Origin of the sequence: Streptomyces sp. NPDC017890, from assembly GCF_044328675.1 — a bacterium.
Classification (GTDB): Bacteria; Actinomycetota; Actinomycetes; order Streptomycetales; family Streptomycetaceae; genus Streptomyces.
Map to the genome: position 1 here is coordinate 38,350 of NZ_JBIRHU010000032.1, position 24,676 is coordinate 63,025.

The following is a 24,676-nucleotide window of genomic DNA, read 5'->3' on the forward strand; positions in this document are numbered from 1 at the left end:
GGCACAATCGCACCCGATGAGCACCTACCGTGACTTCACCGCCCCCATCGGCTCCCGCCGCGCCCCGGTCCTGCGCACCGTGGGCACGAGGGAACGCCGCTCGCATCTGACGGCACCCCGCGTGCCGACGGTCGGTATCGACATCGGCGGTACGAAAGTCATGGCGGGCGTCGTCGACGCCGACGGCAACATCCTGGAGAAGCTCCGCACGGAGACCCCGGACAAGTCCAAGAGTCCCAAGGTCGTCGAGGACACCATCGTCGAACTGGTACTGGACCTCTCCGACCGGCACGACGTGCACGCCGTCGGCATCGGCGCGGCCGGCTGGGTCGACGCCGACCGCAACCGCGTGCTGTTCGCCCCCCACCTGTCGTGGCGCAACGAACCGCTGCGCGACCGGATCGCCGGACGCCTCGCCGTCCCCGTCCTGGTGGACAACGACGCCAACACCGCCGCCTGGGCCGAGTGGCGTTTCGGCGCCGGGCGCGGCGAGGACCACCTCGTCATGATCACGCTCGGCACCGGCATCGGCGGCGCGATCCTGGAGGACGGCCAGGTCAAGCGCGGCAAGTACGGGGTCGCCGGAGAGTTCGGCCACATGCAGGTCGTGCCCGGCGGCCACCGCTGCCCGTGCGGCAACCGCGGCTGCTGGGAGCAGTACAGCTCCGGCAACGCCCTGGTCAGGGAGGCCCGTGAGCTGGCCGCCGCCGACTCGCCGGTGGCCTACGGGATCATCGAGCACGTCAAGGGAAGCATCGGCGACATCACCGGCCCGATGATCACCGACCTGGCCCGTGACGGCGACGCCATGTGCGTCGAGCTGCTCCAGGACATCGGACAGTGGCTCGGCGTCGGCATCGCGAACCTCGCCGCGGCCCTCGACCCGTCCTGCTTCGTCATCGGCGGCGGGGTCAGCGCCGCCGACGACCTGCTGATCGGCCCCGCCCGCGACGCCTTCAAGCGCCAGCTCACCGGCCGCGGCTACCGCCCCGAGGCCCGCATCGTCCGCGCCCAGCTCGGCCCCGAGGCCGGCATGGTGGGCGCCGCCGACCTGGCCCGGCTGGTCGCCCGCCGGTTCCGCCGCGCCAAACGGCGCCGGGTGGAGCGGTACGAGCGCTACGAGCGGTACGCGGAGGCCCGCCGTACGACCCGGGAGTCGCTGTGACGGATTCCCTGCCCCACCAGGCCGGGCCCCCGGACGGGTCCCGGACCCCGGCGGAGGACCGCCGGCACGTGATCCGCCGCCGGTCGCTCACCCTGCTCATCATCGTGCTCCTCATCGGCATCCCGGCCGGCTACCTCGTCATCTCCGCCAACCAGAGCCGCGACAGCGGCAGGGAGAAGGAGGCGAAGTACGCGGCGACCGGCATGACGGAGGGCTGGCCGTCCAAGCTCCAGCGCCGCATCTACGAGGTGCCCGTCCCCGTCCCGTCCGACGAGGTCGCGTACTACGAGACGAACAACTGGAAGACCAGCCGCCTCTACGTCCAGTTCGAGACCACCGGCGCCGGACTGGACGCCTTCCTGGCGGGACTGGACGTCGACCGGGACTCACTGGAGCGGGACAAGATCGCCATCAGCGACCGTGCCCAGCAGGTCACCGGCTGGGAGTTCGGCGGGTCCGGTGCCTGGTGGGGCCTCGTCAACGAGCAGCGGGACCCGGCACCCACCCAGGACGTCGTCGTGAACATGGACAACCCGGACTACCCGATGGTGTACGTCGTCTCGCGCACGGTCCCCTGACCGCGTACGCGTGACGGCCGGGCCCGGCAGGCCGCCAGGGCCGATTGTCAGACCCCGCCCGTAGAGTCGAAGACATCTGATCCGGCACACGGGCGGGAGGTGACAGGACGTATGAGCGACATGGCTGTGGTGGGCACGACGTCCGCCGGACGAGCGGGGGAGCGGCGAGGGGCGAGGCAGCCGGAGAGGCCCGCGCCGTCCGTCCCCGTCCGGCTCGCGGCCGTCTTCCGGCCCGCGGCTCTGCCGCGCGACGCACGCATCGCCTTCTGGGACCCCGAGGGCGGGCCCGTGACCGCCGCCCCGTCTCCCGGTGACGTCCTGCCTCCCGGCGACGATGCCCGGCCCCCCGGATTCACGGAGCTCACCGTCGTACGGCGGCACGGCGCCTCGGTGCGGCGCGGGACGACGCCCGCGCTGTCGCTCCCGCTCGGCGAGGCGCTGCCCCTGCTGGTGCACGCCCGGCACGACCCGGCGGCCCACCCGGCCACCGCGTGCTGGGGTGCCGCGGCGCTGCACGCCTTGCGGCTCACCGCGCGCGGCCGGCTGCTGCCCGGCCTGACGGCGACCGGGCACGACGCCTGGCGGGCCGGCCCGCTGGACCCCGACGACGTCGCGCACCTGCGGGCGGTGGCCGCCGCGATGCCCCCGGAGGGCCACGCGGTCCCGTTGGACGGCCCCGGCCCGATCCGGCTGCCGGAACCGGAAGCACTGATCCGTGCCTTCCTGGACGCGGTCGCCGACACCCTGCCCCGCACCCCGGCCGCACCCCACGCCTCGGGGCGACCCTTCGCCGCACGCGGAGCCCAGCGCCTGCCCGACGCCCACGACTGGGCCGCGGAGGTCGCCGCGGGCATGGACGCGGGCGTGCGGATCTCGCTCCGCCTGGATCTGTCGGCGTACGACCTGTTCGACGGGGACGGCGACGGCAACCCCGGCGCGCGCAGCGCGGGAGCGGCGGTCGTCCAGGTGCACAGCCTCGCCGACCCCACCCTCGTGGCCGACGCGGCGGACCTGTGGTCGGGAGCCGCCGACGCGGCGTTCGGCCCCCGCGCGCGCGTGGACGCCGCCCTCGCGGTGCGGCGCGCGGCGCGCGTCTGGCCGCCTCTCGACCGGCTCACCGAGCAGGACGCGCCCGACGTCCTCAGCCTCTCCGAGGAGGAGGTCATCGACCTGCTGGGCGTGGCGGCCGGCCGGCTCTCCGCCGCCGGGGTCGCCGTGCACTGGCCCCGCGACCTCGCCCAGGACCTCACCGCGACAGCGGTGGTCCGGCCCGCTCCCGGCTCCGCGACCGACGGCACCGGCTTCTTCGAGAGCGGGGACCTCCTCCAGTTCCGCTGGCAGCTGGCGATCGGCGGCGACCCGCTCACCGAGGCCGAGATGGACACCCTCGCGGAGGCCCACCGCCCGGTCGTCCGGCTGCGCGACCGGTGGGTGCTGGTCGACCCGACCCTGGTCCGCCGTGCCCGCAAGCGCGACCTGGGCCTGCTCGACCCGGTCGACGCCCTGTCCGTCGCCCTCACGGGCAGCGCGGAGGCCGACGGCGAGACGGTCGAGGTGGTGCCGGTCGGCGCGCTGGCCGCCCTGCGCGACCGGCTCACCGAAGGCGTACACCCCGCCGAACCACCGCCGGGCCTGCGCGCCACCCTCCGCGACTACCAGCTGCGCGGCCTGGCCTGGCTCGACCTCATGACCTCCCTCGGCCTCGGCGGCTGCCTCGCCGACGACATGGGCCTCGGCAAGACGGTCACCGTCATCGCCCTGCACCTCAAGCGGGCCCGCACCGAACCGACCCTGGTGGTCTGCCCCGCCTCCCTGCTGGGCAACTGGCAGCGCGAGATCAACCGGTTCGCACCCGGCATCCCCGTCCGCCGCTTCCACGGCCCCGACCGCACCCTGGACGGCCTGGCCGGCGGCTTCGTCCTCACCACGTACGGCACGATGAGGTCCGCCGCCGAGACACTGGCCGAGCAGCACTGGGGCATGGTCGTCGCGGACGAGGCGCAGCACGTCAAGAACCCGTACTCGGCGACGGCGAAGGCCCTGCGCACGATCCCGTCCCCCGCGCGCGTGGCACTGACCGGCACACCGGTGGAGAACAACCTCTCCGAGCTGTGGGCGCTGCTCGACTGGACCACCCCCGGCCTCCTCGGCCCCCTGAAGTCCTTCCGCGCCCGGCACGCGCGCGCGGTGGAGAACGGCGAGGACGAGGAGGCCGTGGAGCGCCTCGCCGGTCTGATCCGCCCCTTCCTGCTGCGCCGCAAGAAGTCCGACCCCGGCATCGTTCCCGAGCTGCCGCCGAAGACCGAGACGGACCACCCCGTCCCCCTCACCCGCGAACAGGCCGCACTGTACGAGGCGGTGGTGCGCGAGTCGATGCTCGCCATCGAGTCGGCGGAGGGCATCGGCCGCCGGGGCCTGGTGCTCAAGCTCCTGACCTCGCTGAAGCAGATCTGCGACCACCCCGCGCTGTTCCTGAAGGAGGAGCACCCGCCGGGCGGGGCCGACCGGCTGACCGCCCGCTCCGGCAAGCTCGCCCTGCTGGACGAGCTGCTGGACACGCTGCTCGCCGAGGACGGTTCGGCGCTGGTCTTCACGCAGTACGTCGGCATGGCCCGCCTCATCACCTCCCACCTGACCGCCCGCGCGGTCCCCGTAGACCTGCTCCACGGTGGTACACCGGTCCCGGAGCGCGAGCGCATGGTGGACCGCTTCCAGAGCGGGGCGACTCCCGTCCTCGTCCTGTCCCTCAAGGCTGCCGGCACCGGCCTGAACCTCACCCGCGCGGGCCACGTCGTGCACTTCGACCGTTGGTGGAACCCGGCCGTCGAGGAACAGGCCACCGACCGCGCCTACCGCATCGGCCAGACCCAGCCGGTCCAGGTCCACCGGCTCATCACCGAGGGCACGGTCGAGGACCGCATCGCCGAGATGCTCCAGTCGAAGCGTGCCCTCGCCGACGCGGTCCTCGGCTCCGGCGAGGCGGCCCTCACCGAACTGACGGCCCGTGAACTGTCCGACCTGGTGTCCCTGCGGAGGCCGTCATGACCCCCCGGCCCGCCGACGAGGCCCGCCGCGCCCTGCGCGAGGCGCGCGAGCGAGGTGAGCGGGCGCCGGGCCCCGCCGTCGACGCCGGCGTCAATGCGGGAGCCACGGGCCGTGAGCCGGCGCGGGCACACGGACGGGACCGGGAGCAGGGCCAGGACCGAGGCCGGGACCGGAACCCGGAGCAAGACTGGGAGCGGGCTCAAGGCCGGGACCAGGGCCACGACCAGGACCAGGGCCCCAACCAGGGCAACGACCAGGACCAGTGCCCCGACCAGGACCACGGCCGTGACCAGGACCTCAACCAGTACCAATGCCGTGGCCAGGACCAGGACCAGGACCAGGACCAGGACCAGGACCAGAACCAGGACCAGAACCGGGACCAGGACCGGAAGCCGGACGAGCACCCCGGGCACCGCCCCGGGGACATCGCACGCGCGGCGCTGCGCAGCGCGCGGACCGCACGGCACGTGCGGACGGACGGCGGCGCCGACAGCGCGGCGGGGGAGGGAGGGATCCCTCGGGACGCGAAGCCGGACGCGGCCACGGACGGCCCACCGGGCACACGCGGCGCTCCGCGAGATGAAGCGGACCGGCCCGAAGAGGTGACCGGGTCCGCCGGGGCGGCTGTCCATGGCGGCACAACAGCCGCTGCCCCCATGGACCACTCCGGCGAGGCGAGCACCCCTGGCTCGACACACGCTCCCGCCGACGCGACCACCCCCGCCGCCCGCCCCGGCTCCGCGGACGGGGGCGACGGGCGACCGGCGGACGTGGCGCGCGAGGCGTTGAGGGCGGCTCGCCGGCAGGCGAAAGCGGCCACCGCGGCCGACGGCGCGGTGAGCACACGGCGACCGTCCCGCCAGGCCGGCCGCCCGCAGGGGCCCGGCGGTTCGCGTACCGCCGACGCCCGCGCCCGCGCCGTGCGGGACTTCGTCGCGGACGCGTTCCGTCTGCCTCCGGAGGCGGACCCCGCCGGGGAGGCCCTGCCCTTCGGGGAGCCCGCCGATGGCGGCACCGCCGAGAACCCGGTGGCCACGCACCGGGAGCCGGACCCGTCGCCCGGCCCGTACCACCCCGCCCCCCAACCTCCCACGTCCACTGCCAACGAACCTCGGCTCTCCTCCGCATCGTCGTCCGAGCCACCGCCCCCACTTCCTCCACCGCCCCCACGGCCTCAGGCGCCGGACCCGGTGGCACACGGCCATGCCCTCCCCACACCGCCCGCGAAGCCTCGGGCTCCCCGTTCGATGGCGGCACCGGGTCGCGACGGCGAGCTCCGTCGCACCTTCCCCGCCCTCCCGCCCAGGGCGGCGGACGAGGGCTTCGCCGCAACGTGGTGGGGGAACGCGTGGGTGACCGCGTTGGAGGAGGGTGCCCTGGACGCCGCGCGGCTGGCGCGAGGGCGCGGGTACGCCGAGCGGGGGCACGTCGACGCCATCACCGTGACGCCCGGCCTGGCCCTCGCCTACGTGCAGGGCAGCCGGCCCCGGCCGTACCGCGTGCAGGTGCGGCTGCGCACGCTCGGCGACGCCGACTGGGAGCGGTTCCTGGACGCCGCCGTCGAACGGCCCGGGCACATCGCCGCTCTCCTCGACAAGGAGCTGCCCCACTCCCTGGCGGACTGCGGGGTCCCGCTGCTCCCCGGCCCCGGCGACCTCGCCCCGCAGTGCAGCTGTCCGGACTCCGGGCATCCCTGCAAGCACGCCGCCGCCCTCTGCTACCAGACGGCACGGCTGCTCGACGCGGACCCCTTCGTCCTGCTCCTGCTCCGCGGCCGCGGCGAACGCGAGCTGCTCGACGCCCTGTCCCGGCTCAACGCGGCCCGTGCCGCCCGCGCAGCCCAGGACCGCGGACCGGCGCCCCTGCCCGGCGTCCGGGCAGGCGAGGCCCTGACCGTGCGAGCCCTGCCGCCCCTCCCCGCGCCGCTGCCCACGCCCCCGCACCCCGAACAGCCACCGGCCTACCCGGCGGCGCCGGGCGGCCCCGACCCCTTCGCGCTGGACCAGCTCGCCACCGACGCGGCCGCCCGCGCCCACGCCCTGCTCACCACGGGCCGTGACCCGGTCGGCGGGCTGACGTTGTGGCAGGACGCCGTCCGCCTCGCCGCGGCCCGCCCCGGTTCCGGCCTCACCGTCGGCACCCGAGCGCTCTACGCGTCCCTCGCCGCTGCCGCCGGCCGGGGCACGGCGGAGCTGGCGCGCGCCGTGGCCGCCTGGCGCCAGGGCGGACCGGAGGGCCTCGACGTCCTGGAGGAGCCCTGGGATCCGCCGGCCGGCCGCTTCGACCGGGCCCGTCCGCTGCTGCTCGCCGCCGACCTCCCCGCCTTCCGCCCTTGGCGCAACCGCCTCACCCACCCCCGGGAACACGTCCAGCTCAGGCTCGGCCGGGCAGGACTCTGGTACGCCTACGAGTCCGAGCCGGGCCGAGAGGACTGGTGGCCGCGCGGCACCCCCGACCTGGACCCGGTCGGCGCCCTGACGGGCCTGGGCGGCCCCGGCGACCTCTGACCGACGGCCCACCGCCGCCACCGGTCCGGACGGCCGGCCACAGTGGTTACCGGATCTCGGCCGACGCGCGAACGGGGTGCCGCGGCACAGGCGAAGTCACCCGCCTGTGCCCGCAGACGCTCACCGATGGTCGGACGTCAGCACGTGCGGCCCGCGTAGTGCGCGCCCTGAATGTTGGCCGCCGACCCCAGCCAGGCAGGGTGTCCGGTTCTCGCCAGTCCGCCGTAAATGCCTGGACTGAGAACCTTCCCGGACGGGAGACTTCCGACTTCCGAACCTTCGGGGGTGTGATGGGGACCACAGATGCACAAGGGCCGACGCCGGGCAGGAGCGCGGTCGTTCTGGCGCTGCGCCACTACTGCCGGGAACTGCTGCGACTACGACTGCTGGCGCTGCCCGCGCTGCTGCTGCCGGCCGTGGGCAACATCGGTATCCGCTACGTCGCCCCCCTGCTGATCGCCAAACTGGCAGGACAGGCCGCCGAGGACGGCGGTCTCACCCTCTCCTCGGCGATGCCGTACGTGCTGGGCTTCGGTGTGACGCTGCTGCTCGCCGAGACGGTATGGCGGATCGGGCAGCACTGCCTGAACCGCGTGGACGCCCTCGGCATGGAACACCTGTACGTGCGCGGTATGGACAAACTCCTCGCCAAGGACGCGGCGTTCTTCCACGACAACTTCGCCGGCTCCCTGACCAAACGGGTGCTGAGCTTCGGCAAACGCTTCGAGGACTTCGTCGACACCGTGACGTACCGGATCGTGGGCAGTCTCGTCCCCCTGCTGTTCGGTGCCGTGGTGCTGTGGAGCTACGAACCGATGCTCGTCGCCGGCCTGCTGGTGATGATCGCGCTGACCGTGGTGGCCGCGACACCTCTGATCCGCCGCCGGCAGAGGCTCGTCAACGACCGTGAGGCGGCGGTCGCCCGGGTCTCCGGCCACGTCGCCGACAGCCTCGTGAACATGGAGACCATCCGGGCGTTCGCGGCAGAGCGGCGGGAGGGCGACGAACACCGCAGCCGTGTCGCGGAGTCCCGGCGCCTGACGCTGAGGTCATGGGACTACGGCAATCTCCGCGTCGACACCCTGATCGCCCCCATGTCCGTGCTGACCAACGTGCTGGGTCTGCTCGTCGCCGTCACCTTCGGCGGGTCGGGCCAGGGAGTGGAGGAGGTCGTCGTCGCCTTCACCTACTACTCCAACGCCACCCAGATCATGTTCGAGTTCAACCAGATCTACCGGCGTCTGGAGAGCTCGATGACCGAGGCCGCGCAGTTCACGGAGCTGCTGCTGGATCCGCCCACCGTGGTCGACCCGACGGAACCCGAACCGCTCGCACCGCGGGACACCGGCATCCGCTTCGAGGCGGTGACCTTCGCCCACGCCGAGGCGAAGCCGATCTTCCAGAAGCTCGACCTGGACGTGCCCGCAGGCGCACGGATCGGTCTGGTCGGCAGGTCCGGCGGCGGCAAGACCACACTCACCCGGCTCCTGCTGCGGATGTCGGACATCGAGGACGGACGCATCCTGATCGGTGGTCAGGACATCAGCCGGCTGCGCCAGACCGACCTGCGCTCACTGATCGCCTACGTCCCGCAGGAACCCGCCATGTTCCACCGCAGCCTGCGTGACAACATCGCGTTCGCCCGGCCCGGCGCCACCGACGGGGAGATCCTCGCGGCGGCCGAGGCCGCGCACGTCAGGGAGTTCGCCGAGCAACTCCCCGACGGCTTCGCCACACTGGTCGGGGAGAGGGGGGTCAAACTCTCGGGCGGTCAGCGCCAGCGCGTCGCCCTCGCCAGGGCCATTCTGCGCGACGCCCCGATCCTGCTGCTCGACGAGGCGACCAGCGCGCTGGACTCGGAGAGCGAGATCCTCGTCCAGGACGCCCTGTGGCGGTTGATGGACGGGCGTACGGCCCTCGTGGTCGCCCACCGCCTGAGCACCGTCGCCGGCATGGACCGTCTCGTCGTCCTCGACCACGGAAGCGTCGTCGAACAGGGCACCCACGAGGGGTTGCTCGCGGCGAACGGTGCCTACGCCAAGCTGTGGCAGCACCAGTCGGGAGGCTTCCTCGGCGAGAGCACCGACTCTGCCCCCGGACGTCCGGCCCCGAGCGCCGGTCCCAGCGAGCTGCCCGGACCTGCCGACCCGTCGGCCGGGGACCACAGAACGCCGTCGAACGCCCACACGAGCACCAGGTCCACGTGACCGCGTGGCGGTACGGCGCGCCGGGGTCGGGGGCGCCGTGCACGTCCGCCTCAGCGGGTGACGCCGTCGGCCCCGGTGCTCCCCCTCAGGGGGCACCGGGGCGGAAGGCTGTGCGGTGACGCGGCGTCAGCCGTCGTACGACAGACCGTGCCCGGAGCGGAAGAGGACCTCGGCCGGGTCGTCGGCCCGCTGGATGGGCACGGGCAGCTTGCCGCGCGGCTCGACCCGGCCGGCGATCACCCGGGCGGCGGCGCGCAGTTCGACCTCGGTCCAGCAGTAGGAGACCAGAGAGGCCGGGACGTCGCCGAGGTGGGCGATGTCGTAGGGGTTGCGCACGGCGAGGTGGACGACGGGGACGCCCGTCGCGAGCAGCCGGGACACCAGGGTGCGCTGGGTGCTGGTGGCGTTGACGTTGTCGGTGGTGACCACCACCGCGTCCCGTCCCTGCGCGGCGGCCACGGCCTCGTCGATCTTCGCCGGGTCGGGCGCCCGGCCGGTGGCCAGGTGGGTGGTGCTGTAGCCCAGTCCGTCGAACGCCTTGGCCAGCTCGGGCACCGTGGTGCGGGTGGCGTCGGTCGGGAAGGCCGGGCTGGCGCCGACCACGAGCAGCTTCTTCTGCCTGCGGCGCAGCGGGAGCGCCTCGGCCTCGTTGACCAGCAGGGTGGTGGTGCGCTCGGCGATCCGGGCGGCGGCGAGGCGGTGCCGACGGGCGCCGACGACCCGGTCGACCTCCTTCGCGGAGACGTAGGGGCTGTCGCTGAGCAGGCCGACCTTGTCCTTGACCCGCAGGATGCGCAGGACCGACTCGTCGAGTCGCTCCTCGGTGATCTCTCCGCTGCGGACGGCGGCCAGGACACCGTTGTAGGCGACGCCGATGTCCGGCGGGAACAGCAGTTGGTCGGCGCCGGCCTTGAGGGCGAGGACGGGCACGCGGTCGTCGCCGTACTTGGTGCGCACACCCTGCATGTTGAGGGCGTCGGTGACGATCACGCCGTCGAAGCCGAGCTCGTCGCGCAGCACGCCCTGGAGGATCGCGGGCGACAGGGTGGCCGGTTCGTTGCTGGGGTCGAGCGCGGGGACCTGGAGGTGCGCGGTCATGATCGAGTCCACGCCGGCGGCGATCGCGGCCTTGAAGGGCGGGGCGTCGATGCGGTCCCACTCCTCGCGGGAGTGGGTGATCACGGGCAGTCCGGTGTGGCTGTCCTGCGCGGTGTCCCCGTGGCCCGGGAAGTGCTTGGCGCAGGCCACGACGCCGGCCTGCTGATACCCCGTCACCTGGGCCGCCACCATGCGACCGACCTCGCCGGCGTCGGCGCCGAAGGAGCGGACGTTGATGATGGGGTTGGCCGGATTGACGTTGACGTCGGCGACCGGGGCGAAGTTCTGATGGATGCCCAAGGCGGCGAGTTCGGTGCCCGATATCCGTCCGGCGGTGCGCGCGTCGGAGAGCGAGCGGCCCGCGCCGAGCGCCATCGCGCCCGGCAGCTGGGTGGCGCCGCTGCCGATGCGGACGTTGGCCCCGTGCTCCTGGTCGATGGAGATCAGGGACGGGATGGGGGTGGGCAGGGCGAGCGAGGCCCGCTGCACACCGTTCGTCAGGTCCGCGATCTGCCGGGGGTCCTGGATGTTGTTCGCCCAGCCGGAGAAGTAGATGACACCGCCGATGTGGTACTTGGCGATGAGCTCGGCCACGGTGCGGACGCCGAGTTCCCTGAGGTTGCGGTCCTGGTCGAACTGGCTGGGAGAAGTCGCCGACGTACCGTAGAAGTACGGCACGAACAGCTGGCCGATCTTCGCCTCGATGCTCATCCTGGAGATGATCTTCTTGAGGCGGTTGTCGCGGTGGTGCGCGAGGGCGGGGGTGGCCGCCACGCCCACGACGCCCGTCGCGCTCGCGGCGACCGCGGTCGCGGAGGCGAGAACGGTTCGTCTGGACAGACTCCGGTCCTGCATGCGGACATGCTCCTTCCAGCCTTGCTCATCAAGGGAATCGAAGGAAACGTGAAGGGCTCCGAACTGCGGGAAACGTAGCCCGCGGGTCACGGGCAGGGCAAGAGGTCTAGACAAAATAGGTCCAGACAATTGGAGAGCTCTCCCGGCGTATGTGTGGCTCCCCTGAGCTGCGCTGATACGGGAAACTGATCGAGAAGCCGCTGCTCGACGCCTGCTTCTACGAGGGCGGCCTGCTGCCCGCCACCGTCCGTGCGTCTGCCTCGGCGTGGGCCCTGCCGGGCGGAAGGCGGATGGTGAGACCGTCCCGGGACGCTTCCGGACGGTTCGGGCCGGGTCGATGGGCGGTGCTGGAGACGCCGCCGGTCCAGGAGTCCTCGAAGCCGGCCGCGGTGAGGGTGACACCGGCGATGAAAAGGGCCGCTTTCGCCCCTGATTCACGGGCCGTCGCTGAGTGACTCGTCGTCCAACGACGCTATTTTGCGGAGGATGGCGACGGCCAGCTTCCGCTCGTCGCCGGGCAGCGCGTCGAGAAGTTGTTCGTTGATGTCCTCTGCCGGACCGATCAGGGAGTCGAGCAGTTCGGTCCCCTCGTCCGTGAGGCTCAGCAGGGTCCGTCGGCGGTCCTCCTCGTCGCGTACCTGACTGACGTAGTGCTGCTCGGTCAGCCGACGGACGATGTGGTTGACCGTCGAGCGGTCCAGCGAGGTGAAGCGCGCGAGGGTGCGCTGGTCGATGCCGGGGTCTCGACTGAGGGCGTTGAGGACGGCGAACTGCTGGGAGGTGATCTCCCGGGACACGTGCCGGTGCCACAGAGCGGTGTGCACCTGTTCCGCGCGCCGGATCAGGTGCCCGACGTAGTTGTGCAGTTCCAGTGCGTGCGCCACAGTGTTCCGTCCGTCTGCCGCCGGGGTGGTGCCGGCCGGGGAAACGGCCGGTGCCCAGGAGTCTACGAGGGCCGGCACCACCTGGCGGCGACCGCGCGGTCAGCGGCTGCGGCGGCCGGGACGCTGGTCGTAGGGGGTGGCCCGGGAGCCGTCGACCCCGACCTCCAGGCGGCCGACCTTCTCGATGTCCAGGACCACGCGGTCACCGTGGCCGAGCGGTCCCACACCGGCCGGGGTGCCGGTCGCGATCACGTCGCCCGGGTGCAGCGTCATGACGGACGAGGTGTAGGCGATCAGTTCCCGGACGCCGAAGATGAGGTCTGCGGTGTTGGTGCGCTGCCGGGTGGTGCCGCCGACGTCGCAACGCAGGCCGAGGGTGTCCGGGTCCGGGATCTCGTCGGCGGTCACGACCCAGGGGCCGAGGGGAGTGAACGTGTCGAAGGACTTGCGGGTGGAGCGGTCCTCGCCGGAGCGGACGGTGATGTCCAGGACGCAGGTGTAGCCGAAGACGTGGTCCAGGGCTTCCTCTGCGCTGACGTGCGAGGCGCTGCGGCCGATGACGACGCCCAGTTCGCCTTCCTGATCGGTGCGCTTGTCGGAGTAGGGGAGGAGGATGTCCTCGCCCGGGCCGATGACGGAGGAGTTCGCCTTGAGGAAGATGCCGAGGTCGGCGACCGAGGTGGTGTATTCCATCTCGGCTTTGTGGTCCAGGTAGTTGACCGGCGCGCCGACGATCTTCCCGGGGCGGGGAAGGGGGGCTTCCAGGACCGCTTCAGCCAGCGGGAGACGGGCCCGGCCGGTGACTTCGAACCGGCCGGTCCTCCCGTCGGTGGTGGTCTCGATGCAGCGCTGGAGCGCCCCGGCGGGGCCGGCGGTGTCGGCGCCGGCGACCTGGTCGGTCACGTCGACGAGGTCGTCACCGTCGACGAGTCCGAGGCGTCCCTTGTTGAACAGTGCCAGACGCATGCTGGCCTCCTTGTGGGTGTCGGGTGGACGGATCAGGCGCCGGGGTCGGCGTCTTCGGTGCGGTAGAGGCCGAGGGAACGCATGACCGGCTCGTCGCTGTAGGAGAACAGGACGGCGTCCGCGGAGGCCGAGGCGTTGACGTGGCGGTAGGAGGCCCAGCCGGGGACGGCGAAGGTGTCGTGCTCGGACCACTCCAGCCGCTCGCCGTCGACGATCGTGGCGCCCTCGCCACGGACGACGTTGAAGATCGTCGAGGCCGTGTGGCGGCGACCGGCCCCCTCGAAACCGGGGCGCAGCCGCTGCACACGGCAGCCGATGGTGGGCATGACCGGGCCGCCGGTCCAGGGGTTGGTGTACTCCAGCACGATTCCGTCGACGTCGCTGCCGTCGGCCGTGTCGGCGATGGCGTCCAGGGCGCGCTCCGTCTCCTGCCAGGTGTACCGGGTGACGGGGGAGCTGGGCCCGTCCTGGGTGAGCCAGGCGGGGGTGAGCCGGCCGTGCAGGAACTGGCGGCTGCCGTTGTCGTCGGGCTTGGTCACGGGCTGGAGCCGCTGCGGGTACTGCTCGTAGAAGCCGGCTTCCAGGGCGTTGACCAGGGGGTAGTCGAGTGCGTCGAGCCAGATCATCGGCGCGTCGCCCTCGTGGGTGTGGTCGTGCCAGTGCCAGCCCGGGGTGAGCAGGAGGTCGCCAGGGGCCATGAGGACCCGCTCGCCGTTGACCGTGGTCCAGGCACCGTCGCCCTCCAGGACGAAGCGGAAGGCGTTGGACGTGTGCCGGTGCGCCTGCGCGGTCTCGCCGGGCAGGATGATCTGCAGTCCCGCGTAGAGGGTGTTGACCGTGGCCGGGGGGTCGGTGAGGCCGGGGTTGACGAGCATGAGGACCCGTCGTTCGGCCTCCTCCAGGGACAGGGCCTTGGAGAAGTGCAGGAGGTGCGGGCGGAGTTCGCGCCAGTTCCAGCGGTAGGGGACGGCACGGCTCTTGGGCTGGGCGGGGAACAGGTTGCCGTAGAAGCGCCACAGCGGGGCGGCCCCCAGGCCCTCCAGGGCCTTGTACGCGAGTTCGTCGGTCGTCATGGTGTCCTCCTACGTCGGCTGGGTCACAGGGCGGGAACAGGGGCGGAGGCAGGGGTCCACACCCAGGAGATGTCGTCGAACGCCTCGGGGCCGCGCGACGAGAGGAGCATGTTGCGCAGGGTGGCTCCCATGCCTTCCAGGTGGCAGATCTCGCCGAAGCGGCGGGCGTTGGTCTGGACGCGGGCCGTCCGCTCGCGGCGCCGGTCCGCGTAGGCGGTGAAGGCCTGCACGGGGTCCGCGTCCCGGCCGAGAGCCTGTCCGAGCGTCACGGCGTCCTCCAGCGCCTGGCACGCGCCCTGCGCGAGGTACTGGAGCATGGGGTGGGCGGCGTCTCCGAGGAGCGCGATCCGGCCGTGCACCCAGTTGTCGATCGGGGCGCGGTCGAACAGCGGCCAGCGACGGTCGCGCGAGACGAGGGGCAGGGCGTCGCGCACGGCCTCGCAGGCGCCGCCGAAGCGCTCCTCCAGCTCGGCCTCGGTGCCCCACTCGTCGGAGTCAGGCGTGTAGTGGTCACTCTCGAAGACGGCGACCTGGTTGTACAGCTCACCGCGACGTACCGGGTACTGGACCAGGTGCATGCGCGGCCCCGCCCAGACCATCACCGCCTCCGATGCGGCGTGCTGGGACATCCGGCCGCTCATCTTCCCGGTGGGCAGGGCCCCGCGGAACGCGACGTAGCGTGAGCAGACCGGTTCCCCGTCGCCCACCAGTGCCCGGCGCAGGCGGGAGTGCAGTCCGTCCGCCGCGACGACCGCGTCGGCGGTCAGCCTCGCGTGGTCCTCCGCGAAGTGCAGGTGGACGCGGGAGCCGTCCTGTTCGGCCTCGGCGACGGTGTGCCCGGTGCGCAGTGCGACGCCGGGGTGCTGCCGGCAGGCGGCCAGCAACGCTGCGTGCAGGTCGGTGCGGTGGGTGACCAGGTAAGGGTGCGCGAAGCGTTCGGTGTAGGCGGCGCCGCGCAGGTCGAGGGCGGTGATCTCGTTCCCGGTGAGCGCGTCCATCATCACCAGCCGATGCGGTGCCACCGCGGTGCGCCGGACGGACGGCAACACGCCGAGTTCGTCGAGGGCGAGGGAGGCGTTCGGGGCGAGCTGCAGGCCGGCCCCGATCTCGCCGAACCGGGCGGCTCGCTCCACGAGCGTCACGCGGTGGCCGGCGCGGGCGGTCGCCAGCGCGGCGGCCAGTCCGCCGATGCCACCACCGACCACGGCGATGTGAAGTGGAGAGAGGGTTTCGGGCATCTGGCCTCCATGAGCCGAAACGGGAGGGCACCGGGAGGCGGAGGCGGTCGGTTCCGCTCCGGCTCCGCAAATGATCTGTACATCAATCATTGGTGTACAGATCATATTGCGAGGGTGTTTCCTCCGTGTCAATGGGCTGCGGACGGTGAGGTCCCGCGTGGCCATGCCGGCCGGCTGCGTCGTCGCGGTGGCGGGCGACCCGGGCGAGCGGGACCAGGTTCTCGCGGATGAGGCGGTCGTCGATGCTCGGACGGCCGTCGGCGACGAGGCAGAACCACCACCGCTGCGCGAGACCCTCGCCCGAGTCGGCAGACGGATGGCCGACGAGCCCGAGGTGAACGGTGAGGCGCCGCCACTGACCGCGGACGTCATCCACGGAACGGATGGATGCTATCCGCAACATCGATCACGGCAGGGGTGGGCAGGTCGCCCGACAGGACGCATGCTCGAACGGGGTACGTCGGCGCGTTCCCGTTCGACGTCCTTCCCCGGTCCCGGACCCCTTCGCCTCCGGGATCGATCTCCCGTACAGACGGCCGGAGTCCCGTCATGCCCGTTCACCGTTCCGTGCCCGTAACCGTGGCCGTCGCCGCGCACGTTTCCCACGCCCCCGTGCCGGCGCGGTCAGCGTGCGGGACGCGCCATCGTCGATCGGCGTACGACCAGTTCGGGTTGCAGCACGACGTGGCTGTGCGTGTGCCCGGCCCCGTGGGCCGTGTCCTCGATGAGCAGTCGGCCGGCCTGCCGTCCCATGGCGGTCGCCGGTCGTCGTACCGAGGTGAGCGGCACCACGGCCGACGCGGCGAACTCGATGTCGTCGTACCCGACCACCGCGATGTCGTCCGGCACCCCGAGGCCGGCCTCGTACAGGGCCTGCAGGACACCGAGGGCGAGCAGGTCGTTGGCGCAGAAGACTGCGGTGGGCCGCACCGGCAGACCGAGGATGCGATGTCCGGCGTCCTTTCCGGCCGTCACCGTGAGGGCGTCGCAGGGCAGTTCCCTGAGCGCGGTGGACGGCAGGCCGGACTCGCTGATCGCGGTGAGGGCGCCCCGGCGGCGGTCCCGCACCTGCTGGAGGCGGTCGGGGCCGCTGACGTAGGCGAGGGAGCGGTGGCCCCGCTCGACCAGGTGACGTACCGCGGCCCGGCCGCCCGCCACGTCGTCGATCCCGACGGAACAGGCCGCGGGCTGGGGCGCGTACTGGTCGGCCACGACGAAGGGGACCGCGTTGCGGCGGAAGGCCGCGACGGTGCGCCCCACTCCCTCGCCGGAGGCCAGCACGGCGCCGCGGACCTGGTGCGAAGTGATCAGCGACAGGTGGCGTGCCACCTCGGCGGGAACGTGGGCGCCCGTGCAGACCATGACGCCGAGGTCCGCCTCACGGGCGGCCTCTCCCACCCCGGAGGCGAGCGCGGTGAAGAACGGGTTCGCCATGTCGAGCACCATGACGGCGATCACCCGGGAGGCCCACCCGCGCAACTGCCGGGCGCCCTCGGCCCGGACGTAGCCGAGGGAGTCGATCACTTCCAGGACGCGCGTGCGCGTCCCTTCGGACACGATCTCGGGCCGGTTGAGGACGTTGGAGACGGTACCGAGCGAGACGCCCGCCTCCCGTGCCACGTCCTTGATGCCGACCCGGGAACGTGCACGGCCGACCCGTCCGGCCACGGCCGCTCCTGCGCCGGAACGACCTTCGCGGGGTGCCGTGGGTACGGCAGCCGGCCGGGGGTCCACGGCCTAGCGTCCCGCCGGTGCGCTGGTGGTGGAGCGCACCACCAGGCGGGGGGTCATCGTGGTCTGCATGGGTCTGTCCCTTCGGCTTTCGACGCGTTCGACGAGCATCCGGGCGGCGGCGGAGCCCATGGTGTGTCCCGCCTGGTCCACGCTGGTCAGTTGCACGGGGGCCAGAGCGGCGAGCGCGGTGTTGTTGTAGCCGACGAGCGACAGGTCCTGGGGGATGCGCAGGCCGAGTTCGTGCGCAGCGCGGTAGACGCCCAGCGCTGCGACGTCCGCACCGGTCATCACGGCGGTCGGCGGACGGTCGGCCGTCAGGAGCGTCATGCCCGCTTTGAAACCGCCGTCGTCGGAGTAGGCGGTGTGGTGGACCCGCGCGAACCGGGCGAGTCCGTGCCGTTCCATCGCGTGCAGATAGCCCTCGCTCAGCACGGCCTCCGGCGTGCGCCTCCACTTGTTGGCCCGGGCGCCCGGGGCCGAGACCAGGGCGATGTCTCGGTGGCCGAGCGAGACCAGGTGATCCACCACCAGGCCGGCGCCGAGGTCGTCGGCGTCCACGACCGAGTCGTAGGTGTCCGAGGCGTCGTGGTGCCCGATGACCACGGTCGGCGTCGACGCGGCCGTGGCCAGCACCTCCGCGCGTGGCGTGCCCGGGGCGATGAGGATCAGCCCGTCCATCTGCCGGTCGACCAGGGAACGGACGGTCCTGGCCTGTTCCTCGGGGTCGAAGCCGGCCGCGCCGATCAGCACCGTGTAGTCGGTGTGCCGGAGTTCGTCCCGGATGCCGTCGAGGATGTCGGCGAAGAACGCGTTGCGGACGTTGTCCAGCAGTACGCCGATGGTGTACGTCCGGCCGCGCATCCCTCGTGCCGCGGCGTGCGGACGGTACTCCAGGTCGGCGATGGCCGCCTGGACCTTCTCCCGCATGGCCTCACTCACGCCGTATGCGTTGCGCATCACCTTGGAGACGGCGGCCGTGGACACGCCGGCGTGTCGGGCGACATCGGTGATGGTCACGCGCTTGCTCGGCTTGGCTGCGGAAGCCTCGTCCATGGTCCACATCCCGGATTGTGTAGGTGTAGGTGTAACGGTCTACACATTACTCCCTGGTTCCCGTCAAGCCCGCCGCGCGTCAACATCGTGTTACCCGCTTGTGTCTTGACGATGCTGGGTGAGCGGTGCAAGGTATTGCCCACTCGCAGCGGATAACGTTTTACAAACTCCGCCGCGTCACTGCCTCGCCGTGCCGCCGCGCCCGCTCTTCGCCCTTGGCGCTCTTTCCCGCACCTCCTTCTCTCGTCATGATCCTTGGGAGTCTCCCGTGCCCCTTCGTACCTCCCGCGCCCGTCGGACGCGACTGAGCCTGCTCACCGCAGGCACCGCCTCGCTCGCGCTGCTCGCCACCGCGTGCGGCGGCAGCGGGGCCGGTGGCTCCTCCTCCGCCCCCGAGAACTTCGACTACCTGAGCGTCACCGAGAACACCACCGTGAAGACGGCCCTGACCTCCATGTCCAAGGGCGCCTGCAAGGCCGCGAACGACGCTCTGCCGCTGAAGGTGGAGACCGTGCCGCAGGCGAGCCTGGACCAGAAGCTCCAGTTGCTGGCCGGCCAGGACGCGCTGCCGGTGCAGTTCGCCGCGGGCAACGCCCCCGCGCTCACCCAGCAGCTGGCCAAGTCCGGCAAGGTCGCCGACCTGGAGGCCAAGCTCAAGGAGCTGGGCGTTCTCGACCAGCTGGAGCCGGCCGCCGTTTCCACCATCAAGGCCCTGTACGGCGGGGAACTCCAGGTCCTGCCGTACGAGTACAACATCGAGGGCATCTTCTACAACAAGAAGGTCTTCGCGGCCAACGGGATCAAGGTGCCGGGCACCTGGGAGGAACTGGTGTCGGCCGCGGCGAAGCTGGAGGCGAAGGGCGTCCAGCCGTTCTCCGCCTCCGGCCAGCAGGGCTGGCCGCTCACCCGTCTCATCAGCGGCTACCTCTACCGCAGCCTCGGCCCCGACGCCCTGCAGAAGGTGGCGGACGGCAAGGCGAAGCTCACCGACCCGGAGTACGTGAAGGCCGCCGAGGAGGTCGCGGCCCTCGGCAGGAAGGGCTACTTCGGCAAGGGCGTCGGCTCCATCGACTACGACACGGCGATGAACCAGTTCCTCACCGGCAAGGCCGCCATGTTCTACATGGGCAGTTGGGCACTGGCGAACATCTCCGACGACGAGCAGAACAAGGTCGGCGCGGAGAACACCGGCTTCATGCCCTTCCCGGCGGTGACCGGGGGCAAGGGCTCCGTGGACCAGTACCCGTCCAACGTCGGCCTGGGTATCACCTTCGCCTCGAAGTCCTTCGACAAGAACACCGGGGACTGGGTCTCCTGCATCGCGAAGAGCTACGGCTCCACCGCGCTGAAGGACCACGGCTCCATCTCCGGCTTCAAGGTGAACACCGAGGTGAAGGACGCCAACGAGGTCACCACCCAGGTGCGCGACACCATCAGTGCCTCGAAGCAGAACGTGCTGTGGTTCGAGGCACTGTTCAGCACCAGGGCGACCACCGTCAGCCAGCAGAACGCGGCGGGCCTGGTCAGCGGCAGCACGAGTCCCGAGCAGTTCATGCGGACCGTTCAGGACGCGCTGGCCGCCCAGTGACCGGCCGGGGACGGCCCGCACGCTCCTCCCCGCCCCGCCGCGCGCGGTCCGCCCCCGTCCCTCCCAAGAAAGTGGACACCACCCATGCACCGCGTACTCGGTGACCGCAGGGCCATCGCGATCCTGCTCGGTCCCGCCCTCCTCGTCTACTCCCTGATCATGCTGGTCCCGATGGTGTGGTCACTCGGGTACTCCTTCACCAAGGGCAACACGATCAACGGCTTCACCGGCAACGGTGTCGCCAACTTCTCCCGCCTCCTCGACGACCCGGCCGTCCACGACGCCCTCTGGTTCACCCTCAAGTACGCCGTCGTCGTCACCGCCGGCCAGGTGGTCGCCGGATACCTGCTGGCGCTGCTCTACGTCTTCTTCCTCAAGCGCGCCTCGGCACTCGTCCGCACCCTGGTGTTCTTCCCGGTCGTGCTGCCGACCGTCGCCGTCGGCCTGCTCTTCCAGAAGTTCTTCCAGGTCGCCCCGCAGACCGGCCCGGTCAACTCCCTCCTCAACGCCGTCGGTATCGACTCCGTCGACTTCTTCGGCAGCGCCGGCAGCGCCTTCTGGGTCCTGATCGCGATGGACATCTGGCGCTCCATGGGCTTCTACGCCGTCCTGCTCTTCGCGGGCCTGGTCGACATCCCCGACGAGGTCCTGGAGTCGGCCCGCCTGGACGGGGCCACGGGACTCAGGCTGGTCCGCCACATCGTGCTGCCGCTCTCGCTGCCCGTCCTGATGTCCTCGCTGATCTTCAGCATCAACGGCACGCTGAAGGTCTTCGACTCGATCGTCGCCCTGACGGGCGGGGGCCCCGGCACGGGCACCACTCCGCTGACCCTGTACATGTTCCAGACGTCGTTCACCTACGGCGACTACGGCTACGGCAGCACCATCGCCCTGCTGCTGACCGTCGTCTGCCTGCTGGTGAGCCTGGTCGTCTACCGCGTCTCGCGGCGCGACCTCACGGAGGGCTGACCCGCATGGCCACCATCGACACACCCGTGAAGACCTCCGTGCGCGGCACCGGGAACGCGTCCGCGCGTACTCCCCGGGCCCGGCGCGGCCGTCGGGGAAGCCGCCTCTGGGTCAAGTTCGTCGTCGGGCTCCTGCTGGTCGTCGAGATCTACCCGATGATCTGGATGTTCCTCACCTCCCTGAAGTCCAACGACGACTACCTGAACAACTCCACCTGGTCCCTGCCCACCACCTGGGAATGGGGCAACTACACCGAGGCGTGGACCACCGGCCACATCGGCCTCTACGTCCAGAACAGCCTGCTCGCCGTAGTCCCCGCGCTCGCGCTGATGCTGCTGCTGGGCACCGCCGCCGGCTTCGCCCTGCAGGTCATGGTGTGGAAGGGCCGCAGCCTCACCCTGCTGGTCTTCCTCGCGGGCATGATGGTCCCGCCGCAGATGATCCTGCTGCCCCTGTTCACGGTGTACTTCCAGACCGGCCTGTCCGGCACCCTGTGGCCGCTGATCCTCACCTACACCGGCACGGGGCTGCCCCTGACCGTCTTCATGATGGCCACCTACTACCGGGGCGTCCCCCGAGAGCTGTTCGAGGCCGCCACCATCGACGGCGCCGGCATCCTGCGCGCCTTCTGGACCATCAGCCTCCCCCTGGTGCGCAACGCCCTGCTCACGGTCGGCCTGGTGCAGTTCTTCTTCATCTGGAACGACCTGCTCATCGCGCTGACCTTCACCAACAACCAGGACCTGCGCACCATCCAGGTGGGTCTGCTCAACTTCACCGGCGACTTCGGCGCCACCCAGTACGGCCCCCTCTTCGCGGCCATCTGCATCAACGTCTTCGGCACCCTCCTGATCTACCTCTTCCTCAACCAGAAGGTCATGAAGGGCCTCACCTCGGGAGCGCTCAAGGGCTGACCCCCCGCCCCAGCCCGGCCGAGCCGCCCTCCACGGCCCGCGCCTCGGGGACGGCTCGCCGCGCACACCCACCACGCACCACCACGCTCCCGCATGTGGCCACACGTGAAAGAAGGGTCACCCCTTGCTCCCCCCTCAGCCCTCCCCGGTCAGCTTCGAACACGTGCAGGACGGACTCGGCATCTCAGTCGCCTCCCCCCGACTGACCTGGACCCTGCCCGCGGGCACCGGCCGCCAGGTGGCGTACGAACTGGAACTCGAACGCCGCGGCGGCACCCACCGCACCGGGCGCGTCGACAGCGCCGAGCAGGTCCTCGTGCCCTGGCCCGGCGAGCCCTTGACGTCCCGGGAACGCGCCACCGTCCGCGTCCGCGTCTGGACGCCCGGCGCCGCCGGCCCTTCGCAGTGGAGCACACCGGCAGACGTCGAGGCCGGGCTGCTCGACGCCGCCGACTGGCAGGCCGTACCCGTGGGCGCCGACTGGGACGAGGACCCCGAGGGCGAGCGCCGCCCCGCCCGCGTGCGCAAGGACTTCCGTCTTGGCCGGCCCGTCGCCCGCGCCCGTCTCCACGTCACCGCCCACGGCCTCTACGAGGTCGAGATCAACGGGCACCGCGTCGGCGACGAGGCCCTCGCACCGGGCTGGACCGTCTACCCGCACCGGCTGCGCTACCGCACCCACGACGTCACCGCCCACCTGACCACCGGCGCCAACACCATCGGTGCCTGGCTCGGCGACGGCTGGTACCGCGGCAAGTACGGTTTCGACGGCGGCACCCGCAACATCTACGGCACCGACCAGTCCCTCATCGCCCAACTGGAGGTGGAGTACGACGACGGCACCAGTCATGTCGTCGCCACCGACGGAACCTGGAAAGCGGCATCCGGCCCCATCCTCACCAGCGGCCTGTACGAAGGGGAGACCTTCGACGCCCGCCTGCACGACCCCGCGTGGGCCACGCCGTCCGCAGCCGGCACGGGGGAGTGGACGCCGGTCCGCACGGGCGTACGTGATCCCGCCACCCTCGTCGCGCCCCTCGGGCCGCCCGTACGCTGCACCGAGGAGATGACCCCGGTCACCGTCACCCGTACCGGCGACGGGCGTCACCTGCTCGACTTCGGGCAGAACCTCGTCGGTCGTCTCCGCGTCACCGTCGACGGTCCGGCCGGCACCACCCTCACCCTGCGGCACGCCGAAGTCCTCCAGGACGGGGAACTGGCCACTCGCCCCCTGCGTGAGGCCACGTCCGTCGACACCCTGATCCTCTCCGGGGCAGGGCCGCTCACCTGGGAGCCCCGCTTCACCCTGCACGGATTCCGCTACGCCGAGATCACCGGCTGGCCGGGCGAGATGACGGCAGGCCAGGTCACCGCCCGCGTGTACCACACGGACATGCGCCGTACCGGATGGTTCGAGTGCAGCGACCCGCTGGTCAACCGCCTGCACGAGAACGTCGTGTGGAGCATGCGCGGCAACTTCGTCGACCTGCCCACCGACTGCCCCCAGCGCGACGAACGCCTCGGCTGGACCGGCGACATCCAGGTCTTCGCCCCCACAGCGAGCTTCCTCTTCGACTGCGCCGGCCTGCTCGACTCCTGGCTCACCGACGTCGGCCTCGAACAGCTTCCGGACGGCACGATCCCGTGGTACGTCCCGGTCATCCCGGGTGAGCCGATGTGGACACCGATCCACCCCGGTGCCGCCTGGGGTGACGTCGCCACCCTCACCCCCTGGACGCTCTTCCAGCGCTTCGGCGACCGGGAACTCCTCCGCAGCCACTACCCCATGGGCAAAGCGTGGGTCGACCTGGTCGAACGCCTCGCCGGGCCGACCCGCCTGTGGGACACCGGCGTCCAGTTGGGTGACTGGCTCGACCCCGCCGCCCCACCCGACGACCCTGCCGCGGGCCGCACCGACCGCTACCTCGTCGCCACCGCCTACTTCGCCCACTCCGCCCGCCATCTCGCCCTGGCCGCGCGGGAGTTGCGGAACGGCACGGATGCCGAGCGGTACGCGAAACTCGCCGACGAGGTGGCCGACGCCTTCCGGCACCGGTACGTCCTGCCCTCGGCCCGACTGACCAGCGACAGCGCCACGGCGTACGCCGTCGCCCTCGCCTTCGGCCTGCTCACCCCGGAGCAGCGCCGACCGGCCGCCGACCGACTCGCCGAGATCGTGCTCGCCGACGGAGCGCGGATCTCCACCGGCTTCGTCGGTACCCCACTCATCTGTGACGCCCTCACCGACAACGGTCACCTCGACGTCGCCTACCGGCTGTTGCTGCAGACCGAGTGCCCCTCCTGGCTCTACACCGTGACGATGGGGGCAACCACGATCTGGGAGCGCTGGGACAGTCTGCGCCCCGACGGCACCCTCAACCCGGGCGGCATGACCAGCTTCAACCACTACGCGCTCGGGGCCGTCGCCGACTGGCTGCACCGCGTGGTCGGCGGCATCACCGCCACCGCACCCGGCTACCGCCGGCTCTCCTTCCGCCCCCGTCCGGGTGGCGGAATCACCTGGGCCCGTGTCCGCCACGACACGCCCTACGGGACGGCCGCACTGTCCTGGAAGCTCACCGCCACGGGCATGACGGCCGACGTCACGGTGCCGCAGGGGTGCACCGCCACAGCGGAACTACCCGGCTGCGCACCGCTCGTCCTGGGACCGGGTGACCACGTCCTGGACACCGCCGAACCAGGAGCGGCGGCCTGATCGCACCAAAGGCGCGAAGAGCGACAGCCCGACGGACCAAGCGATGCGCCGGGCTCCTCGAGAAACCGGAAAGCGGTCCTTGTGGG

The 24,676-nt window shown here is 71.8% G+C and carries 17 protein-coding genes; 9 read left to right on the plus strand and 8 right to left on the minus strand.

The window, feature by feature from the left end:
• Positions 1-16: 16 nt before the first annotated feature.
• The 5 genes from ACH4F2_RS31915 to ACH4F2_RS31935 all read left to right on the plus strand — a co-directional run bounded on the left by ACH4F2_RS31915 (position 17) and on the right by ACH4F2_RS31935 (position 9,502).
• The gene (locus tag ACH4F2_RS31915; protein WP_398136232.1) at positions 17-1,165 is read left to right on the plus strand and encodes an ROK family glucokinase; all 1,149 of its coding nucleotides are present in this window, start codon (positions 17-19) and stop codon (positions 1,163-1,165) included.
• The gene (locus ACH4F2_RS31920) at positions 1,162-1,743 is read left to right on the plus strand and encodes a sugar kinase (RefSeq protein ID WP_398136233.1); all 582 of its coding nucleotides are present in this window, start codon (positions 1,162-1,164) and stop codon (positions 1,741-1,743) included. Before ACH4F2_RS31915 ends, ACH4F2_RS31920 begins: the two co-directional genes overlap by 4 nt.
• A 111-nt stretch (positions 1,744-1,854) precedes the next feature.
• The gene (locus ACH4F2_RS31925) at positions 1,855-4,788 is read left to right on the plus strand and encodes an SNF2-related protein (RefSeq protein WP_398136234.1); all 2,934 of its coding nucleotides are present in this window, start codon (positions 1,855-1,857) and stop codon (positions 4,786-4,788) included.
• Positions 4,785-7,295, plus strand: coding sequence for an SWIM zinc finger family protein (locus ACH4F2_RS31930; protein WP_398136235.1), 2,511 nt, complete (start codon positions 4,785-4,787; stop codon positions 7,293-7,295). Before ACH4F2_RS31925 ends, ACH4F2_RS31930 begins: the two co-directional genes overlap by 4 nt.
• Positions 7,296-7,585: 290 nt before the next feature.
• On the plus strand, positions 7,586-9,502 hold the full coding sequence (locus ACH4F2_RS31935) for an ABC transporter ATP-binding protein (RefSeq protein ID WP_398136236.1): 1,917 nt from the start codon (positions 7,586-7,588) through the stop codon (positions 9,500-9,502).
• A 126-nt stretch (positions 9,503-9,628) separates the two neighbouring features.
• Here the strand turns inward: ACH4F2_RS31935 and ACH4F2_RS31940 are convergent, their stop codons facing one another.
• From ACH4F2_RS31940 to ACH4F2_RS31975, 8 genes are all read right to left on the minus strand, one after another.
• Positions 9,629-11,455, minus strand: a complete 1,827-nt coding sequence (locus ACH4F2_RS31940; protein WP_398136237.1) for a glycoside hydrolase family 3 protein — start codon at positions 11,453-11,455, stop codon at positions 9,629-9,631.
• A gap of 434 nt (positions 11,456-11,889) precedes the next feature.
• Positions 11,890-12,339 (minus strand): MarR family winged helix-turn-helix transcriptional regulator, encoded by a 450-nt coding sequence (locus tag ACH4F2_RS31945; RefSeq protein ID WP_398136238.1) that lies wholly within the window; start codon positions 12,337-12,339, stop codon positions 11,890-11,892.
• 99 nt (positions 12,340-12,438) lie between these two features.
• Positions 12,439-13,305 carry a fumarylacetoacetate hydrolase family protein gene (locus ACH4F2_RS31950; protein ID WP_398136239.1) on the minus strand — a complete coding sequence of 289 codons (867 nt, stop codon included), beginning with the start codon at positions 13,303-13,305 and terminating at the stop codon, positions 12,439-12,441.
• 32 nt (positions 13,306-13,337) lie between these two features.
• Positions 13,338-14,378, minus strand: coding sequence for a cupin domain-containing protein (locus ACH4F2_RS31955; protein WP_398136240.1), 1,041 nt, complete (start codon positions 14,376-14,378; stop codon positions 13,338-13,340).
• A 23-nt stretch (positions 14,379-14,401) separates the two neighbouring features.
• Positions 14,402-15,616, minus strand: a complete 1,215-nt coding sequence (locus ACH4F2_RS31960; RefSeq protein ID WP_398136241.1) for an FAD-dependent monooxygenase — start codon at positions 15,614-15,616, stop codon at positions 14,402-14,404.
• Between the two features lie 82 nt (positions 15,617-15,698).
• Complete coding sequence (locus ACH4F2_RS31965) at positions 15,699-15,992, minus strand: hypothetical protein (protein ID WP_398136242.1); 294 nt, start codon at positions 15,990-15,992, stop codon at positions 15,699-15,701.
• A 248-nt stretch (positions 15,993-16,240) separates the two neighbouring features.
• Positions 16,241-17,284, minus strand: coding sequence for a LacI family DNA-binding transcriptional regulator (locus ACH4F2_RS31970; RefSeq protein ID WP_398136243.1), 1,044 nt, complete (start codon positions 17,282-17,284; stop codon positions 16,241-16,243).
• Between the two features lie 69 nt (positions 17,285-17,353).
• Positions 17,354-18,403: a LacI family DNA-binding transcriptional regulator gene (locus tag ACH4F2_RS31975; RefSeq protein WP_398136244.1), complete on the minus strand. Its 1,050-nt coding sequence runs from the start codon at positions 18,401-18,403 to the stop codon at positions 17,354-17,356.
• A 268-nt stretch (positions 18,404-18,671) separates the two neighbouring features.
• Between ACH4F2_RS31975 and ACH4F2_RS31980 the strand changes: the two genes are divergently transcribed.
• From ACH4F2_RS31980 to ACH4F2_RS31995, 4 genes are all read left to right on the plus strand, one after another.
• Positions 18,672-19,991 (plus strand): ABC transporter substrate-binding protein, encoded by a 1,320-nt coding sequence (locus ACH4F2_RS31980; protein WP_398136245.1) that lies wholly within the window; start codon positions 18,672-18,674, stop codon positions 19,989-19,991.
• A gap of 84 nt (positions 19,992-20,075) precedes the next feature.
• Entirely contained in the window at positions 20,076-20,960 is an 885-nt protein-coding gene (locus tag ACH4F2_RS31985; protein WP_398136246.1) for a carbohydrate ABC transporter permease, read from the plus strand.
• Between the two features lie 5 nt (positions 20,961-20,965).
• Positions 20,966-21,874, plus strand: a complete 909-nt coding sequence (locus tag ACH4F2_RS31990) for a carbohydrate ABC transporter permease (protein ID WP_398136247.1) — start codon at positions 20,966-20,968, stop codon at positions 21,872-21,874.
• Positions 21,875-22,037: 163 nt separating this feature from the next.
• Positions 22,038-24,590 (plus strand): family 78 glycoside hydrolase catalytic domain, encoded by a 2,553-nt coding sequence (locus ACH4F2_RS31995; protein ID WP_398136248.1) that lies wholly within the window; start codon positions 22,038-22,040, stop codon positions 24,588-24,590.
• Positions 24,591-24,676 lie beyond the last annotated feature (86 nt).

Coding starts and splice junctions, on each gene's coding strand:
- ACH4F2_RS31950 (WP_398136239.1), bottom strand. CDS start 13,305: ATGCGTCTGGCACTGTTCAACAAGGGACGCCTCGGACTCGTCGACGGT.
- ACH4F2_RS31955 (WP_398136240.1), bottom strand. CDS start 14,378: ATGACGACCGACGAACTCGCGTACAAGGCCCTGGAGGGCCTGGGGGCC.
- ACH4F2_RS31930 (WP_398136235.1), top strand. CDS start 4,785: ATGACCCCCCGGCCCGCCGACGAGGCCCGCCGCGCCCTGCGCGAGGCG.
- ACH4F2_RS31925 (WP_398136234.1), top strand. CDS start 1,855: ATGAGCGACATGGCTGTGGTGGGCACGACGTCCGCCGGACGAGCGGGG.
- ACH4F2_RS31915 (WP_398136232.1), top strand. CDS start 17: ATGAGCACCTACCGTGACTTCACCGCCCCCATCGGCTCCCGCCGCGCC.
- ACH4F2_RS31975 (WP_398136244.1), bottom strand. CDS start 18,403: ATGGACGAGGCTTCCGCAGCCAAGCCGAGCAAGCGCGTGACCATCACC.
- ACH4F2_RS31990 (WP_398136247.1), top strand. CDS start 20,966: ATGGCCACCATCGACACACCCGTGAAGACCTCCGTGCGCGGCACCGGG.
- ACH4F2_RS31960 (WP_398136241.1), bottom strand. CDS start 15,616: ATGCCCGAAACCCTCTCTCCACTTCACATCGCCGTGGTCGGTGGTGGC.
- ACH4F2_RS31985 (WP_398136246.1), top strand. CDS start 20,076: ATGCACCGCGTACTCGGTGACCGCAGGGCCATCGCGATCCTGCTCGGT.
- ACH4F2_RS31935 (WP_398136236.1), top strand. CDS start 7,586: ATGGGGACCACAGATGCACAAGGGCCGACGCCGGGCAGGAGCGCGGTC.
- ACH4F2_RS31940 (WP_398136237.1), bottom strand. CDS start 11,455: ATGCAGGACCGGAGTCTGTCCAGACGAACCGTTCTCGCCTCCGCGACC.